Here is a 13,678-nt window from a genome sequence, read left to right as displayed (position 1 = left end):
TTAAAGAAGCGGGAAGGGGTCATTTCTATTACAGTTGAGCCTTATGAAAAAATCGAAGTTGGTGGAATTCGTGTAGATGGACCAGCTGTTATTCTAATTAATCAAGAATAGCTAAAAATAGTTGAATGCACGAAGAAAAGGATCAGCCTTTAAGAGAAGGGAGGATCCTTTTTGTTTGCTGCAGCTAATATGGGATACACATAATTTTCATCTGATGTGTTGGGATTAATAGGAAGGAGAGGGTCGGGATTATCATAGTGGAAAGCTTAACATTGGTAGGATTTCTTTTCATGTTATATACATTAGTTGCTAAAAAAACAAACTAATTATTTAAAACGATATATGGTTTCCTTTTTAAGGGCGAGATTTATTTGATAGTGAAATGGATAATGTAAAGGAGGAATTTAGATGGATGCAAGGAAAGAACGCATAAAATACGAAAAGATGTCAAAGAATTATGACCGTATTTATTCAGTTTCGTTTCTCCTATTAATTGTACTTGTTTGTAGTAGTGTGATTATCATAGGAGCTACAGGGGGAAAATATGGAGTGTTTTTATTGTTAGCAATTTTACTTACCGCACGTATTACGAAAGAATCTCAAAAAAAGTATGAGCAGTATTCTAATAAAGCGCGTATTTAAAATGATACATATCTTGAAAGGAACAACCTGGATGTACATTCAAAATATCCCCATATCATTTCCTATTAATTATTTTTTTGGCAGGAAATGACTTTAGTAAACACAATATGGTAAGTGTACCTAATCCCCGCGTATATCAGACATTACATTCAGCAATTGGTAAATATGTGGTTATTTAAACTGTAAGAGGTAAGTTAAAAAATGTGAAACCGAATTATTTGCTCATTGAAGGTACGGTGCCGCATATTGTAGGTATTCAACAAATTGTATGGATTATGCCAAAACAATGATCAAATTACATCTAATTTGATTTATAACAGATTGGCGTCATAGACGATCAAATAAAAATACAGGGTTTTATCTCTGTGTTTCTTCAAATTTTCGTTTTTGAATATATGCTTGAGCATGAATGATTTCTTCCTGAAGTGCTTCTAATTCTTCCGTAGATCCTGATTCAATCCTCATATAAGTAGTAACTAAACTAATCATCATATCCATCTTCTCTACTATATTTTGAATGACCTGTTCAGATTGCTCTTTTTTAGGGTGTTGTATTGCTATTAATACATTTTCCATATAATTGTTCTTTCTTTGCTGGATATCATAAATAAACTGTTTTGTGTTTGAGTTCATTTGTTGTTCCTCCTTTTGGATATATTTTCATTCTATCATATTTGAATAGAAAATATTGGATTCCCCTAAATTCACACCTGTCTCGTATATCTCCACAAATATACAAACTAATTCCTTAACGTACAGGGAATAAATTGAAATACGTCAATTTAATGTCTAAATGTACAGTTTTCTTTTTTGGGTATGGTGCCCCCTAATAGCTTCAGTTGAATTTTGTATGCTTTTGTTACAAGAGATTAAGAAAGAATAGATGAGATATTGAAACGGAGGTACGGAAGTGCAAGATAATGTACTAGAACAATTAATAAACCGTCTTTCCGTAGTATGCCCTGAAAAAGAACGTGAAATATTAGCGGTGGATTTAAATGATATATATGAGAGTAGTGAAAGATTCGAAAAATTGCTTGAAAATATTATGAAATCTCAGCAAAATAAAGACGACTTAATAGATATATTAATTGAAGTAGAGATAGAACTAGATCACATTAATTGGCATTATAAAAGTCTGAAGAAAAAGCTGAAAGTATTAATGAAAGAATAAAAGAAGTAGGCTGCTCAAGTAGCCTACTTCTTTATGTTGTTAATTTTTGTCGGTAAATCGATATATTCGAAAAACCGCCGATACAATCTCATTTACCATCATGCATACTGTTCAAAAAGTTTGCACCCTCGTTTTTTATTTCTCTTTCCCAAAAAGATGAGAAAATGTATCTTCCAAGTCACTATCGTTTATTTTAATATCCGCCTTTTTTAATTCATCTTGTAATAATTTTTGACCGAAGGAAGGGTCGGCAAGACGTTCTTCTTCTAAGTCTTTACGTATAGAGTCTTTCACTTTATCGTAAGGTTGTAAATCTTTTTTATCAGTTAGTTTAATAATGTGATAGCCGTTTGGTGATTTTACGGGATTGCTAATTTGGCCGGGCTTTAATTTGTAGGCAGCTTTTTCAAATTCAGGTGTCATTTTGCCTGCCCCGAAGTATCCGAGGTCTCCGCCATTATCTTTTGATGCTAAATCTTGAGATTCTTGTTTTGCTAATTCTTCAAATGAAGTGCCGGTATCTAATTTCTTCTTTATCTCTTTCGCTTCATTTTCGTTACTTACTAAAATGTGACTAGCTTTAATTTCTGGTTTATAGTGGTCTTTCACATCTTTTTCTGTAACGCTTTGTTTAATCGCTTCATTCAATGCAAGTTTGAATTTAATTTGATTTTTGAAATCTTCTTCATCTTTTAAACGATTATTTTCTAGTGTTGCTTTGAATTGTTCTCCATATTGATCTTTTGCTTTTTCTACCTCTTTATCTACTGCATCATCAGATACTTTATATTTTTTAGTAATAACATCTTGTGCTACCATTTCGTATAGCGTGTCTTTTCCGTATCGATCTTTCAATTGTTTTTCGAAATCGCTCTTCGTAATGGTTGAGTTTGTTGTTGTAGCGATTGTGGCCGAGTCATTTTTTTGTCCGCAAGCAGATAGCATTAATATACTTATTAGTGCAGTGATAATGAATGTACTTTTTCCTTTCATGCTAACACCTCATCCGAATATGTTATCGCTATTGTAGAATATAGAAGTGAACATGAAGTGAATTTTTAATGTTTTTTCCCTGTAAAATGTAAAAAAAGTACATCAACATTAAAGTTGATGTACGATGTAATCAAAGGTGATCGGTTTTCTTAGAATATGCACGTTTTCCTTGCTGAATATTTTTTTGCTCTTGTTCATTTTTTTGAGTGCGCTTTGCATTATTGTCGCGTGCTTTTTTGTCGTTATCGCTAGTATGTGGCATATGTATCAACTCCATTTCTAAACGTTGTATGTTTATCATTTCCTTTTTCGTAAAGACTATGTATAGCGGTGCATTCATGAATACTAAAGGTGGATTAGAAATGGATTTGAAGCTGAATTATACTGAACTTATTAAGAAGTTAGTCGTTGTAATTATTGCGGGTTTATTAAATGCGATTGGGATGAATTTATTTTTAACACCAGCGAAAGTGTATGCGAGTGGTTTTGCTGGATTGTCTCAATTATTGTCACAAATATTAGGTGACTTTTTATCTATTCATATATCTACGGGGGTATTGTTTAGTTTATTTAATATTCCTGTCGTTATTTTAGCGTGGAAAAAGGTTGGGAAGGCCTTTACATTTTTTAGTTTTCTTTGTGTTGTATTTATGACTTTGTTTTTAGAAATTATCCCAGTTAGAGCGGTTTCGCACGATATTATATTGAATGCGATTTTTGGTGGGATTATTTCAGCGATTGGGGTAGGGGTTGCTTTAAAGTGGGGGGCTTCTACAGGTGGTCTAGATATTATTGCTATGATTTTATCAAAAATAAAAGATAAGCCTGTCGGCACGTATTTTTTCTTCTTTAATGCACTTATCATTATCGCTGCTGGCTACGTATATGGATGGGAAAAGGCATTATATACTTTAGTCACTTTGTATGTATCAACGAGAATTATTGATGCGATTCATACCCGTCATGTGAAGATTACGGCATTAATTGTTACAAAGAACGGGGCAGATGTGCGAAAAGCGATTCACTCTCGCTTAGTGAGGGGGATTACAACTATACCAGCAACAGGTGCTTATACAAATGAAAATAAAGAAATGTTAATGATTGTTATTACTCGTTACGAGTTGTATGAATTAGAGAGGGTTATTAAACAAGTGGACCCAGGTGCATTTACAAATATACTGCAAACGGTCGGTGTGTTTGGATTGTTTAGAAAAGATTAAAGAGGACCAAAACTGGTCCTCCTTTTTTAATGCGAATTCGTAATGTTTTGCAATTGCTCCTGCATTTCACGTAGCTGAACTTTTTCAGCAGTTGAAGAGTTTGCATAAGCAGAGTGCAAAGAGTTTTTTGCTCTATAAACGAGTTCCTGTTGTTCAGCGCCACTTGAACAAGAAACGGCACTTGAAACAGCGTCTCTAGCTTGTTGGAATAGTAAATTCCCCATTTAAACCCCTCCAAATGAAGAGTTACTTCTCGCTTTTTCTGCCTCAGCTAATGTACCTCTGTACGGGAATCTTGCATCATGCTTCATAACAGCATCGGCTCCTTGCTGGATAAAACGTTTTGATTTGTTCTTTTTACCCATTCGAAAAACCCCCTTTATTTAGCTGAAAACAATTGACGCGCTGACTTTTGCGTCTAATAATAGTATGAGCGTTTAGCGAGAAACTATAAGCAGGGAATTTTTAGATTACAATCCAAGAACCTCTTCTAAATATAGAGCGATACCATCTTCTTCATTCGTTAATGTCGTATGATTTGCAAGTGATTTTAATTCAGGAATCGCATTACCCATTGCGATTCCATGACCAGCAAATTCGATCATTTCAAAGTCGTTATCCTCATCACCAAAAGCGATAATTCGCTCTTTAGGAATGTTATAATGGCCTGAAATTTTTTGTAATCCGACAGCTTTATTTAATCCGCTTTTTACAATTTCAATAATTGGCCAAGGTGCACCCCATTTTCTATGGTCGATGACTTCAGCATGCATATCTGTTAAATGTTGGCGAATTGCAGCAGAATGCTCGTCATGTGCATCGATTAATAAGCAAGTTGGATGGTCGTTTAAAATATTTAATAAATCTCCTGTGAAAATCTTTGGAGAACCGAATTCAAAAATATGTTTTTTATCTTCATCAATTTCACGGACATACACATCATCGATGACTTCAGCATAGACATTTTTCACGCCGAAATCAAAGCAAGCTCGGACGATTTCTTGCGCTGTTGAAAGTTCAAGAGGAGAGTGATGTGTTCCCCAACTTGAATCAAGAGGGTGATGCACGTAAGCTCCATTAAAGTTTACGATTGGTGTGTTAAGGCTAAGTTCTTTATAATAATCGTAACTAGCGCGGAATGGACGTCCTGTTGAAATAACGACAATATGTCCTTGTTCTTTTGCTTTTGCAATTGTGTTTTTCGTTCTTGGAGAAATTATTTTGTTGTCTGTTAATAAAGTTCCGTCTAAGTCTAATGCGATTAAATGTTGTTTGTTCATAATTTCACCTCTTATAATAAATTTTTTGATTCTATCTGTATTTCCGTTTTTAATATGCAGAAATAAGAGGTTAGACTGGGTGAAACTACTGTAGATGAAAGTTTCACTATATATCCATCTTACGTCGCGAAGCGCTGTGGTGTCTACTATTTCTCGTTGGAAATTAGGGAAAGTCAATATCTTTTTAGAAAGTTCAAACAATGTTTCTTTCATTATGTACAAATTGTGAAAAGGGTTACATTGCTCGTATGATGAGGCTTATAATGAACATGTAATCTTCTCGTATATGTTTGACTCTCCTTTGAAACTGGCCTAAACTTTGGTTGGTTTCTTTTTTTTCAACAAATATGCCAATAATTCCTGCTTAAGGTTGTGTAATTATATATATGTACATGGGTAAACGGTAGTACTTGTTTCCTAAACATGACAGAAAAGCTTTCTTTTAAAATGGATATACTAATGAGGCAAGACGTCATGGAAGGAGAATGGAAATGGGACAAAATCGCAGGTTTCGTTCAGGGCAAAAAGCGCCAAATGATGGCATTTACGTAGAAATTGGTGAAACGGGAAGTATGGTGAAAAATCCGCAAATGGTACAATTAACTGCCGGTGAAAAGTTTCCAGAGAACGCAAATCATAACCGTCAGTGGACATATAAAAGAAAACCGTAACAGAAGCCGCAATCGTTATTGCGGCTTTTTTGATTAGGAAAATGAATGTTACTTTTTTCTTTTTCCAATAATAAGTTTGAAAATACATAAGCAAAATTATTGTATAAAAAAGTCAGTTGGCGTATAATCAAATTAAAGGTCAAAGAAAGTCAAACATTTGGAGGACTGTAAAGATGGACTTAAATCAAATGACAACAAAAACACAAGAGGCGATTATGAGTGCTCAATCTTTAGCGGTATCTCATCATCATCAAGAAGTAGATACTGTTCATCTCTTGTTTACATTATTAGAAGAGCAAGATGGGTTAGCAGTGCGTATTTTTCAAAAAATGAATGTCGATATAGAAGCGTTAAAGCAAGGCGCCGAAAGTTTAATTAAGAAAAAACCTTCTGTAACTGGAAGCGGGGCAGAGGCAGGGAAATTATATGTAACAGGTGCTTTGCAACAACTGCTTGTAAGAGCAGGAAAAGAAGCGGAGAAATTGCAAGATGATTACATTTCAGTTGAACATGTATTGCTTGCTTTTTCAGAAGAAAAAGGCGATATAAATCAATTACTTACAAGATTTCACATTACGAAAGATAACTTATTACAGTCTTTAATGACAGTTCGGGGGAATCAAAGAGTGACTAGTCAAAATCCAGAAGCAACTTATGAAGCGTTAGAAAAATATGGTCGTGATTTAGTGGCGGAAGTGAGAGCGGGGAAAATTGATCCTGTTATCGGTCGCGATAGTGAAATTCGACGTGTAATCCGCATTCTTTCACGTAAAACGAAAAACAACCCGGTTTTAATTGGTGAACCCGGTGTTGGTAAAACAGCAATCGTTGAAGGATTAGCGCAGCGTATTGTGAAAAAAGATGTCCCAGAAGGATTAAAAGATAGAACAATTTTCGCTTTAGATATGAGTGCGCTTGTAGCTGGAGCGAAATTCCGTGGTGAGTTTGAAGAGCGTCTGCAAGCTGTATTAAATGAAATTAAAAAGAGTGAAGGTCGCATTTTATTATTCATTGATGAACTTCATACAATCGTCGGCGCTGGTAAAACAGAAGGAGCGATGGATGCGGGGAATATGTTAAAACCGATGTTAGCGCGTGGTGAACTGCATTGTATCGGGGCAACGACATTAGATGAATACCGTAAATATATTGAGAAAGATCCAGCGTTAGAAAGACGTTTCCAACAAGTGTTAGCAGAAGAGCCAACTGTTGAGGATACAATTTCCATTTTACGTGGTTTAAAAGAGCGTTTTGAAATTTATCACGGTGTAAATATTCATGACCGCGCGATTGTAGCAGCATCTGTTTTATCAGATCGATACATTTCGGATCGCTTCTTACCTGATAAAGCGATTGATCTAGTTGATGAAGCTTGTGCAACAATTCGAACAGAAATTGATTCTATGCCAACAGAACTAGATGAAGTAACGCGCCGCATTATGCAGCTGGAAATTGAAGAAGCTGCTCTTGGGAAAGAAAAGGACTTAGGTAGTCAAGAGCGCCTAAAAACATTGCAACGTGAATTATCGGATTTAAAAGAAGTTGCAAGTAGTATGAGAGCGAAATGGGAGAAAGAAAAAGAAGACATTCATAAAGTGCGTGACTTACGTGAGCATTTAGAGCGCTTGCGCCGTGAGTTAGAAGAAGCAGAAGGAAATTACGATTTAAATAAAGCAGCTGAGCTTCGCCACGGGAAAATTCCAGCTATCGAAAAAGAGTTAAAAGAAGCGGAAGAGATGGGTGCACATAATAAACAAGAGAATCGCTTATTACGCGAGGAAGTAAGTGAAGAAGAAATTGCAGACATTGTTTCAAGGTGGACTGGTATTCCTGTCGCAAAACTCGTTGAAGGTGAACGGGAGAAATTATTACGTCTTGAACAAATTTTATCAGAGCGTGTTATCGGTCAAGAGGAAGCGGTAAGCCTTGTATCAGACGCAGTACTTCGTGCTCGCGCTGGCATTAAAGATCCGAATCGTCCAATTGGTTCATTTATTTTCTTAGGCCCTACAGGTGTTGGTAAAACTGAGCTTGCAAAAACGTTAGCGCAAACACTATTTGACAGTGAAGAGCAAATGATTCGTATCGATATGTCTGAGTATATGGAGAAACACGCAGTGTCACGCTTAATTGGAGCGCCTCCTGGATATGTTGGATATGAAGAAGGTGGACAATTAACAGAAGCAGTAAGACGTAAACCATATTCTGTTATTTTGTTAGATGAAATCGAAAAAGCACATCCAGAAGTATTCAACATTTTATTACAAATGTTAGACGATGGTCGCATTACAGATTCACAAGGACGTACAGTAGACTTTAAAAATACGGTTATTATTATGACTTCAAATATTGGATCTGCTCACTTATTAGAAGGGCTAGAAGAAGATGGTTCTATTAAAGAAGAGTCAAGAGAACTTGTAATGGGACAATTAAGAGGACATTTCCGACCAGAATTCTTAAACCGTGTCGATGAAATTATTTTATTCAAACCTCTTACAAGGAATGAAATTAAAGGTATTGTTGATAAGATTGTACAAGAATTACAAGGGCGTTTAGCAGATCGCCACATATCATTAGAATTGACGGAATCTGCAAAAGAATTTGTTGTAGAAGCTGGATTCGATCCGCTGTACGGAGCTCGTCCGTTAAAACGATACGTACAGCGGCAAGTTGAGACGAAATTAGCGAGAGAATTAATTGCAGGAGCGATTACTGACAATAGTCACGTAGTGGTTGATGTAGAAAATAACGAATTAGTCGTGCGTGTGAAGTAAAAAAAGAGTTCGGATAAAATCCGGACTCTTTTTTTAGTGTTGTTCTACTGGCTCGTTTGGAATCGCAGCTGCAATCGCTAATACTAATACCGCAAGAACAACTGAGAAAATAGACGCTTGGTTAAAATCGTATGTACCGCCAGTCATAGAGCCGATTACATAGCTCATCATATGTACAAGTGCGAACGACCAAATTAATGCCCAAATGAAACGCATATTTTACACCTCTATTCGTTCAATCTGTCCTTATTGTAACACAATTGAAAAAAGAATATAGAAAAATATTTGTAGATTTTTCAACGCAAATTTGCATTCTGTTCATACATTATAAAGAGTACTTTTATACGTTTAGAAAATAAGGCGGGGGAAAAATGAGTATTACGGAACGTTTTTTTTACTTAGAAAAAGAACCATGTGTAATTTATTTACCGGAAAAGCCAAATGGATTTTCTGTTATGCTCCTAGGAGATTATAACTATTTTATTGAGAATGGTACAAGTTTATGGACACAGCATGCAGGGAGAGCTTATTTTTTACAGGGCCTTATTGAAAAAGGATATACGGTCTTTTCATCTAACTTATACGGAAGGCATTGGGGGAACGATCGAGCTGTTCGTCTTGCAAAACGTTTGTATGATGTCGTTCTAAGAAAAGAGACATTGAATGCGAAAATGCACATTATGGCAGATGGTATGGGAGCGCTTGTAGCACTGGAGATGATGAACAAATACCCTGAATGTATACGTTCTGTCGTTATGTTAAATCCGTGTTTAGATTTACCAGAATATGTGGATTTTGAGAAAGAGCATAAGTTTTTTTACAAAAGATTAGTGAAGGAATTAAGTTTGGCGTATGATTCCAAAGAAGAAGAATTAGAATCAAAAATAAATAAGAAATCATTTACGCTTCTGCCATCTTGTGTACCTGTTAAAGTTTTTGTCTCAACACAGGAAAAAAGAGGAAGAAAACAATTGTTACGTAAATACGAGAAAATGAGGCAATTCAATCAATGCGATACTTCTGTTTTATTCCATCTGCAAGATGTGAAATATAAAATGGTTAGACAAACGACTGATTTCTTTAAAAAATATGAAGAAGAATTGTGAAGCTCCCATATACATAAATGAGGAGCTATTTGTTTCAAGGGGAAAGGGTTGGTGGTATGAAACGCGTGCTGATTATAGGTGCACTTACGTTTGTAGGTTATCACCTTGTGAATAAAATGATTGCAGAAGAAGTAGAAGTATATGGTCTTGATTTTGATGAATTTGATAGTATGACAAAAATTAATGAAGAGAAATTATTGTTGATTGGGCGGAATGCGTTATTTACGTACTATTCTATAAGGGATGAAGACGGATGGCGATCGGTAGAGGAAGAGAGTTTCGATACAGTTTATTTTTGCTTGTATGAGCCGAATCAGCAAAGTGGATTTCGGAATGAAAGGGTCATATTACAATATTTAAAACGAATCGTAAAGATGTGTGAAAAAAATAAAGTAAAGTTAAATCTAATTTCTTCTATTGAAATAGGAAGCACTGAAGAATCCGAAAACAAACATCTATTTTCGAAAGTGGAAGAAGGGTTGAAAAAAGGCGAATTACAATATAGTGCATATCGAGTTCCTACATTATATGGGCCATGGCAACCGTCGTTTATGATGTATCATCAGCTTATTTTATCAGAACTTGATGAAAAAGAGTGCCGTTGTATAAATGGAGAAAAAGGAAGTGATTTACTTTACGTTGAAGATGTATGTGAATATTTATGGGAAAATGGAATGAATGTCAAACACCTCGGTATATATAATTTACTTAGTGGAAAAGAAGAGTTATGGGAAAAAGGTATGAGTCTTTTACATGCAGATGATAAAGTAAATAACAAAAATGTGGAAGTAAGAGATGAAGCTGTAGAGGTTATTTCTATTCAAAAAAATACACCAGTAGAATTCGGTTTAAATAAACAATTGGCACATATGAAAAAATATAAAGAGTTATACGAAGGGTAGCATGCGTGTTACACTATTGTATGGATAATTGATTGAAAAGCTTTAATGGAGAGGAAGAGATTACATGAACGAAAAAAGTATGCAATTTTTACAAATCGCAATGAAGCATTTACCAGAAGCAAAGGCAATTTTAGATTCTAATGGAATTGCACTTGATATGGAGAAAGCACAGCCGGTGTTAGAGCTATTGATGAAAGTAATGGGCGAAGCATATGAGCTTGGGAAAGCAGATAAAGAATAAAACCAAACCCTTCTTTTTTGATGGAAGAGAGGCTCGAGCCGTGGATAGAAGCGGTTGGGGCCTTTTTTTGTTTCGAGTGGAGTGAAACCTGAGGGATGATGAGGCTAAAGGGGAAGGTTATGAGGAGAAGGTCTTAGTTTTGAAGGGAAAGCAGATAAAGAATAAAACCAAACCCTTCTTTTTTGATGGGAGAGAGGCTCGAGCTGTGGATAGAAGCGGAAAGGGCTTTTTTTGTTTCGAGCGGAGTAAGGTCAAAAGTATTGGGAAGTTTATCTTTTGAAAGGATAGGGATTTTTCTGTTTCTTTTAATGAAAAATAAAGTTAGTAATACGCTGTCTTATTTTTTTAGCTGAAATATATTCTAGACAAAAGTACATTTATGTTTTAAAATTAGTACCAAGTCATAACAATTGATATAAAACGGAGGGCTGCGATGTGAACGTGGGCATTTTAGGGATCGGAAGATATGTGCCAGAAAAAGTAGTCACAAATCACGATTTAGAGAAAATCGTAGATACATCTGATGAATGGATTCGTACGAGAACGGGAATTGCAGAAAGACGCATTGCCGATGATACAATAGATACTTCATATATGGCGGTAGAGGCTTCTAAAAAAGCACTTGAAGATGCCGGGATTAGCGGAGAGGATATCGATCTTATTTTAGTGGCAACAGTAACGCCAGATCGCGCATTCCCAGCAGTAGCTTGTGTAATCCAAGAAGCAATTGGCGCAAAACACGCAGCCGCAATGGATTTAAGTGCAGCGTGTGCTGGCTTTATGTACGGAATGATTACAGCGCAGCAATTTATTCAAACGGGAACTTATAAAAATGTATTAGTAGTTGGTAGTGACAAACTATCTAAAATTGTAGACTGGAACGATCGAAATACAGCAGTACTATTTGGGGACGGAGCAGGTGCTATCGTAATGGGAGCTGTTTCGGAAGGGAAAGGTGTACTTTCTTTTGAATTAGGAGCGGACGGAAGTGGCGGTAAGCATCTTTATCAAGACGAGTATGTTATGATGAACGGCAGAGAAGTCTTTAAATTTGCTGTTCGCCAACTTGGTGATTCCTGTCTTCGCGTGTTAGAAAAAGCGGGACTTACGAAAGAGGATGTGGACTTCTTAGTACCACATCAAGCGAATATTCGTATTATGGAATCTGCAAGAGAAAGATTAAATTTACCGAAAGAAAAAATGAGTATGACAATTGAAAAGTTCGGTAATACATCGGCTTCTTCAATTCCAATTGCAATGGTAGAGGAATTGCAAAATGGACGTATTCAAGATGGTGATTTAATTATACTAGTCGGTTTTGGCGGCGGGTTAACATGGGGAGCAGTAGCTCTTCGTTGGGGTAAATAAGGACTGAGAGAAAAAAAGGAGTGTATTTTGTATGGAAAAAAAGAGGGTCGTAATTACAGGGCTAGGAGCTGTTACACCGATCGGAACAGATGTTGAAACAGCTTGGGAAAACATTAAAAACGGTGTATCCGGAATCGGACGACTTACAAGAATAGATTCAGAACAAATTCCTGCAAAAGTAGCAGCAGAAATTAACGACTTTGAAGTCGAAAAATATATAGATAAAAAAGAAGCGCGCCGTATGGACCGCTTTACGCAATATGCAGTAGCAGCAGCGAAAATGGCAGTTGCAGATGCGAAGCTTGAAATTACAGAAGAAAATGCACCACGCATTGGTGTATGGGTTGGTTCTGGTATTGGTGGTATGGAAACATACGAAGAACAATTTAAGATTTTTGCTGAAAAAGGTCCGCGCCGCGTGAGCCCATTCTTCGTACCAATGATGATTCCAGATATGGCAGCAGGTCAAGTGTCAATCGCTACAGGAGCGAAAGGAATTAATACTTGCTCTGTAACAGCTTGTGCATCTGGAGCAAACTCAATTGGTGATGCGTTTAAAGTAATCCAGCGCGGTGATGCTGATGCGATGATAACAGGCGGAGCAGAAGCGCCATTAACAAGTATGGCATTCGCTGGGTTTAGCTCAGCGAAAGCATTAACATTCAATGAAGATCCAGCAACGGCTTGCCGCCCATTCGATAAAAATCGTAGCGGTTTCGTAATGGGTGAAGGATCAGGAATTCTTATTCTTGAAGAATTAGAGCACGCATTAGCACGTGGTGCTCACATTTATGCGGAAATTGCTGGTTATGGTGCAACTGGTGATGCGTTCCATATTACAATGCCTGCTCCTGGCGGTGAAGGCGGAGTTCGTGCGATGCGTCAAGCTTTAGCTGATGCAGGTCTAGAGCCAAAAGATATTGATTACATTAATGCACATGGTACAAGTACAGATGCAAATGAAAAGTATGAAACGATGGCAATTAAAGAAACTTTCGGTGAGCATGCATATAAAGTAGCGATTAGCTCAACGAAATCAATGACAGGTCATTTATTAGGAGCAGCTGGTGCTGTTGAAGCGATCTTCTCTATTAAATCAATTACAGACGGAGTAATTCCTCCGACGATTAACTATGAAACACCAGATCCAGAATGTGATTTAGATTACGTACCAAATACAGCGAGGCATCAAGAAGTGCGAGCTGTATTAAGTAATTCATTAGGATTCGGTGGTCATAACGCAGTATTAGTATTTAAAGCATATAAATAATATGTACAATAAGGTGTCTTTTCGTAAAGTATTACGA

18 protein-coding genes and 1 pseudogene are annotated in these 13,678 nt (G+C 36.4%); 12 read left to right on the top strand and 7 right to left on the bottom strand.

Translation table 11 applies throughout. The features are described from left to right. The 3 genes and pseudogenes from AC0IXC_RS16985 to AC0IXC_RS16975 all read left to right on the top strand — a co-directional run. Positions 1-111 (top strand): BC1881 family protein (locus AC0IXC_RS16985; protein ID WP_471653068.1); only part of this gene is annotated, 111 nt, incomplete at its 5' end. Positions 112-408: 297 nt separating this feature from the next. Continuing rightward, entirely contained in the window at positions 409-642 is a 234-nt protein-coding gene (locus AC0IXC_RS16980; protein ID WP_044437760.1) for a hypothetical protein, read from the top strand. Positions 643-710: 68 nt separating this feature from the next. Then, positions 711-932 (top strand): annotated as a pseudogene (locus AC0IXC_RS16975) (DUF2642 domain-containing protein). 67 nt (positions 933-999) lie between these two features. On the opposite strand, the gene AC0IXC_RS16970 reads toward AC0IXC_RS16975, so the two are convergent. Continuing rightward, entirely contained in the window at positions 1,000-1,275 is a 276-nt protein-coding gene (locus AC0IXC_RS16970) for a hypothetical protein (protein ID WP_002166150.1), read from the bottom strand. A 277-nt stretch (positions 1,276-1,552) separates the two neighbouring features. Between AC0IXC_RS16970 and AC0IXC_RS16965 the strand changes: the two genes are divergently transcribed. After that, positions 1,553-1,816 (top strand): hypothetical protein, encoded by a 264-nt coding sequence (locus AC0IXC_RS16965; protein ID WP_044437763.1) that lies wholly within the window; start codon positions 1,553-1,555, stop codon positions 1,814-1,816. Positions 1,817-1,951: 135 nt separating this feature from the next. On the opposite strand, the gene prsA is transcribed toward AC0IXC_RS16965, so the two are convergent. Together prsA and AC0IXC_RS16955 are read right to left on the bottom strand one after the other, a co-directional pair. After that, entirely contained in the window at positions 1,952-2,809 is an 858-nt protein-coding gene (prsA, locus tag AC0IXC_RS16960; protein WP_215590912.1) for a peptidylprolyl isomerase PrsA, read from the bottom strand. 130 nt (positions 2,810-2,939) lie between these two features. Then, a complete protein-coding gene (locus AC0IXC_RS16955; protein ID WP_001120851.1) occupies positions 2,940-3,071 on the bottom strand; it encodes a DUF3941 domain-containing protein in 132 nt (43 codons plus the stop codon). 100 nt (positions 3,072-3,171) lie between these two features. Here AC0IXC_RS16955 and AC0IXC_RS16950 point away from each other — a divergent pair, with 100 nt between their 5' ends. Further along, entirely contained in the window at positions 3,172-4,029 is an 858-nt protein-coding gene (locus AC0IXC_RS16950; protein ID WP_002125914.1) for a YitT family protein, read from the top strand. 26 nt (positions 4,030-4,055) lie between these two features. Here the strand turns inward: AC0IXC_RS16950 and AC0IXC_RS16945 are convergent, their stop codons facing one another. From AC0IXC_RS16945 to AC0IXC_RS16935, 3 genes are all read right to left on the bottom strand, one after another. Then, the gene (locus tag AC0IXC_RS16945; protein WP_002011309.1) at positions 4,056-4,253 is read right to left on the bottom strand and encodes a DUF3813 domain-containing protein; all 198 of its coding nucleotides are present in this window, start codon (positions 4,251-4,253) and stop codon (positions 4,056-4,058) included. Continuing rightward, positions 4,254-4,394, bottom strand: a complete 141-nt coding sequence (locus AC0IXC_RS16940) for a hypothetical protein (protein ID WP_000516816.1) — start codon at positions 4,392-4,394, stop codon at positions 4,254-4,256. Positions 4,395-4,499: 105 nt separating this feature from the next. Next, complete coding sequence (locus tag AC0IXC_RS16935; RefSeq protein WP_002030271.1) at positions 4,500-5,309, bottom strand: Cof-type HAD-IIB family hydrolase; 810 nt, start codon at positions 5,307-5,309, stop codon at positions 4,500-4,502. Positions 5,310-5,800: 491 nt separating this feature from the next. Between AC0IXC_RS16935 and AC0IXC_RS16930 the strand changes: the two genes are divergently transcribed. Both AC0IXC_RS16930 and clpB read left to right on the top strand, forming a co-directional pair. Beyond that, positions 5,801-5,980, top strand: coding sequence for a YjzC family protein (locus tag AC0IXC_RS16930; RefSeq protein ID WP_002086997.1), 180 nt, complete (start codon positions 5,801-5,803; stop codon positions 5,978-5,980). Positions 5,981-6,153: 173 nt separating this feature from the next. Beyond that, on the top strand, positions 6,154-8,754 hold the full coding sequence (gene clpB, locus AC0IXC_RS16925) for an ATP-dependent chaperone ClpB (protein WP_326997635.1): 2,601 nt from the start codon (positions 6,154-6,156) through the stop codon (positions 8,752-8,754). A gap of 33 nt (positions 8,755-8,787) precedes the next feature. On the opposite strand, the gene AC0IXC_RS16920 is transcribed toward clpB, so the two are convergent. Then, on the bottom strand, positions 8,788-8,970 hold the full coding sequence (locus tag AC0IXC_RS16920) for a YjzD family protein (protein WP_001211111.1): 183 nt from the start codon (positions 8,968-8,970) through the stop codon (positions 8,788-8,790). Between the two features lie 155 nt (positions 8,971-9,125). Here AC0IXC_RS16920 and AC0IXC_RS16915 point away from each other — a divergent pair, with 155 nt between their 5' ends. The 5 genes from AC0IXC_RS16915 (at position 9,126) to fabF (ending at position 13,641) form a co-directional block, all read left to right on the top strand. Beyond that, entirely contained in the window at positions 9,126-9,860 is a 735-nt protein-coding gene (locus AC0IXC_RS16915; protein WP_215590915.1) for a lipase family protein, read from the top strand. Between the two features lie 29 nt (positions 9,861-9,889). Further along, a complete protein-coding gene (locus tag AC0IXC_RS16910) occupies positions 9,890-10,762 on the top strand; it encodes an NAD-dependent epimerase/dehydratase family protein (RefSeq protein WP_471653061.1) in 873 nt (290 codons plus the stop codon). Positions 10,763-10,826: 64 nt separating this feature from the next. After that, a complete protein-coding gene (locus AC0IXC_RS16905; protein WP_002011319.1) occupies positions 10,827-11,003 on the top strand; it encodes a ComZ family protein in 177 nt (58 codons plus the stop codon). A gap of 435 nt (positions 11,004-11,438) precedes the next feature. Further along, the gene (gene fabH / locus AC0IXC_RS16900; protein ID WP_001100550.1) at positions 11,439-12,371 is read left to right on the top strand and encodes a beta-ketoacyl-ACP synthase III; all 933 of its coding nucleotides are present in this window, start codon (positions 11,439-11,441) and stop codon (positions 12,369-12,371) included. Between the two features lie 31 nt (positions 12,372-12,402). Then, positions 12,403-13,641, top strand: a complete 1,239-nt coding sequence (gene fabF, locus AC0IXC_RS16895; RefSeq protein WP_061688962.1) for a beta-ketoacyl-ACP synthase II — start codon at positions 12,403-12,405, stop codon at positions 13,639-13,641. Positions 13,642-13,678: the final 37 nt, after the last annotated feature.

The organism is Bacillus sp. AC266, from assembly GCF_979253805.1.
This window is presented reverse-complemented; position numbering and strand designations above follow the sequence as displayed.

What these genes read in the sequence shown, in the direction of transcription:
- AC0IXC_RS16970 (WP_002166150.1), bottom strand. Translation starts at nt 1,275, where the DNA reads ATGAACTCAAACACAAAACAGTTTATTTATGATATCCAGCAAAGAAAG.
- AC0IXC_RS16930 (WP_002086997.1), top strand. Translation starts at nt 5,801, where the DNA reads ATGGGACAAAATCGCAGGTTTCGTTCAGGGCAAAAAGCGCCAAATGAT.
- AC0IXC_RS16920 (WP_001211111.1), bottom strand. Translation starts at nt 8,970, where the DNA reads ATGCGTTTCATTTGGGCATTAATTTGGTCGTTCGCACTTGTACATATG.
- AC0IXC_RS16945 (WP_002011309.1), bottom strand. Translation starts at nt 4,253, where the DNA reads ATGGGGAATTTACTATTCCAACAAGCTAGAGACGCTGTTTCAAGTGCC.
- AC0IXC_RS16955 (WP_001120851.1), bottom strand. Translation starts at nt 3,071, where the DNA reads ATGCCACATACTAGCGATAACGACAAAAAAGCACGCGACAATAATGCA.
- AC0IXC_RS16915 (WP_215590915.1), top strand. Translation starts at nt 9,126, where the DNA reads ATGAGTATTACGGAACGTTTTTTTTACTTAGAAAAAGAACCATGTGTA.
- AC0IXC_RS16950 (WP_002125914.1), top strand. Translation starts at nt 3,172, where the DNA reads ATGGATTTGAAGCTGAATTATACTGAACTTATTAAGAAGTTAGTCGTT.
- prsA (WP_215590912.1), bottom strand. Translation starts at nt 2,809, where the DNA reads ATGAAAGGAAAAAGTACATTCATTATCACTGCACTAATAAGTATATTA.
- AC0IXC_RS16935 (WP_002030271.1), bottom strand. Translation starts at nt 5,309, where the DNA reads ATGAACAAACAACATTTAATCGCATTAGACTTAGACGGAACTTTATTA.
- fabF (WP_061688962.1), top strand. Translation starts at nt 12,403, where the DNA reads ATGGAAAAAAAGAGGGTCGTAATTACAGGGCTAGGAGCTGTTACACCG.
- AC0IXC_RS16980 (WP_044437760.1), top strand. Translation starts at nt 409, where the DNA reads ATGGATGCAAGGAAAGAACGCATAAAATACGAAAAGATGTCAAAGAAT.
- clpB (WP_326997635.1), top strand. Translation starts at nt 6,154, where the DNA reads ATGGACTTAAATCAAATGACAACAAAAACACAAGAGGCGATTATGAGT.
- AC0IXC_RS16940 (WP_000516816.1), bottom strand. Translation starts at nt 4,394, where the DNA reads ATGGGTAAAAAGAACAAATCAAAACGTTTTATCCAGCAAGGAGCCGAT.
- AC0IXC_RS16905 (WP_002011319.1), top strand. Translation starts at nt 10,827, where the DNA reads ATGAACGAAAAAAGTATGCAATTTTTACAAATCGCAATGAAGCATTTA.